Source organism: Arthrobacter sp. SPT-J7, from assembly GCF_059089965.1.
The window spans coordinates 1-1,799 of record NZ_JBNHFF010000384.1 but is presented as its reverse complement, the minus strand read 5'-3'; the positions used below and the strand labels follow the sequence as shown (position 1 = coordinate 1,799).

The following is a 1,799-nucleotide window of genomic DNA, read 5'->3' as shown; positions in this document are numbered from 1 at the left end:
GATCCTTTTTTAATTCCGTCCTGTGAGGCGGGGAAAGGGGAGACGAGCGTTGACTTCTGTCGCCAGCGCACCGGTTCCAGCCAGGGTAGTCCTTAGCCAGGCTGACATCGACCGGGCCCTCACTCGTATCGCCCATGAGATTCTCGAGGCCAACAAGGGTTCCCAGGACCTCGTCCTGCTCGGCATTCCCCGCCGCGGTTACCCCCTGGCCGCGAGGCTTGCTGAAAAAATTGCCGCCGCTGATCCCGGCGTGGACGCCGCCGCGATTGTTGGCCAGCTGGACGTCACCATGTTCCGCGACGACCTGTCCCACCAGGGCACGCGGCCGCCGTACCCCACCAAGCTCCCGCGTACAGGCATCGATAACAAGGTGGTTGTCCTCATTGATGACGTCCTGTATTCGGGCCGCACCATCCGTGCCGCCCTTGACGCTCTCGTGGACCTGGGCCGGCCCCGCATCGTCAGGCTCGCCGTGCTGATTGACCGCGGCCACCGTGAGCTGCCCATCCGCGCCGACCACGTGGGCAAAAACCTGCCCACGTCATCCGAGGAGAAGGTCCGGGTCCGGCTCGAAGAAACCGACACTGCCCCCGGCGGTACCCCGGTCAATGAAGTGGTTATCGAGGGCCGCTCGTGAAGCACCTGCTCTCCACCGAAAACCTCAGCCTCGCCAACGCCATCCGCATCCTCGATACCGCCGAGGAAATGGCTGCCGTCGGTGACCGCGAGGTCAAGAAACTGCCGGCCCTCCGTGGCCGCACCGTGGTCAACCTCTTTTTCGAGGACTCCACCCGTACCCGCATCTCCTTCGAAGCCGCCGCCAAGCGCCTCTCCGCGGACGTCATCAACTTTGCTGCCAAGGGCTCCTCGGTGTCGAAGGGGGAGTCCCTCAAGGACACCGCCCAAACGCTGTCTGCGATGGGGGCTGACGCCGTCGTTATCCGGCACTGGGCCTCGGGTGCACCGCACCGGCTGGCCGCGACCGACTGGATCGACGCCGCCGTCATCAACGCCGGCGACGGCACGCACGAACACCCGACCCAGGCACTGCTGGACGCATTCACCATGCGCCGGCACTGGGCCCGCCTGGCCGGGACGGGCTCCGAAGGCGCCGACCTCAAGGGCATGCGCGTGGCCATCGCCGGCGACGTCCTGCACTCCCGCGTGGCCCGCTCCAACGTCTGGCTCCTGCGCACCCTCGGCGCCGAAGTCACCCTTGTGGCGCCGCCCACCCTGCTGCCCATCGGCGTCGAAAAGTGGCCCTGCAACGTCAGCTACAACATGGACGAAACCATCGAGCAGGGCGTTGACGCCGTGATGATGCTCCGCGTCCAAGGCGAACGCATGAACGCCTCCTTCTTCCCCAGCACCCGCGAATACTCGCGGCGGTGGGGCTTTGACGACAACCGGCTGCGGGCGCTGGACGCTCTGGGCATGAAGGACACCATCATCATGCACCCAGGCCCCATGAACCGGGGCCTGGAAATCTCCGCCGCCGCCGCAGATTCCCCCCGCTCCACCGTCCTGGCGCAGGTCCGTAACGGCGTGTCCGTGCGCATGGCCGCCCTCTACCTGCTGCTCTCCGGGGATACCCGCGAACCAGCCGCCACCCCCGCCCTGGCGTATACCGGCACCCATTCCACCAAGGAGAGCAAATGATGGCAGGCAACACCGGAACCTATCTGATCCGCGAGGCCTCAATCCTGGGTGGAAAGCCGTCGGACCTCCTGATCCGTGACGGTCTGATCGCCGAAACTGGACCCGGCCTGTTGGCCGAGGGCGCCACCGTCATCGACGCC

The 1,799-nt window shown here is 66.3% G+C and carries 2 protein-coding genes; both read left to right on the top strand.

Annotated features, from left to right (window positions below):
- The first annotated feature begins 49 nt into the window (after nucleotides 1–49).
- The gene (gene pyrR, locus AC5RWX_RS32870) at nucleotides 50–637 is read left to right on the top strand and encodes a bifunctional pyr operon transcriptional regulator/uracil phosphoribosyltransferase PyrR (RefSeq protein WP_494100357.1); all 588 of its coding nucleotides are present in this window, start codon (nucleotides 50–52) and stop codon (nucleotides 635–637) included.
- A complete protein-coding gene (locus AC5RWX_RS32865; RefSeq protein WP_494100356.1) occupies nucleotides 634–1,659 on the top strand; it encodes an aspartate carbamoyltransferase catalytic subunit in 1,026 nt (341 codons plus the stop codon). Before pyrR ends, AC5RWX_RS32865 begins: the two co-directional genes overlap by 4 nt.
- Nucleotides 1,660–1,799: the final 140 nt, after the last annotated feature.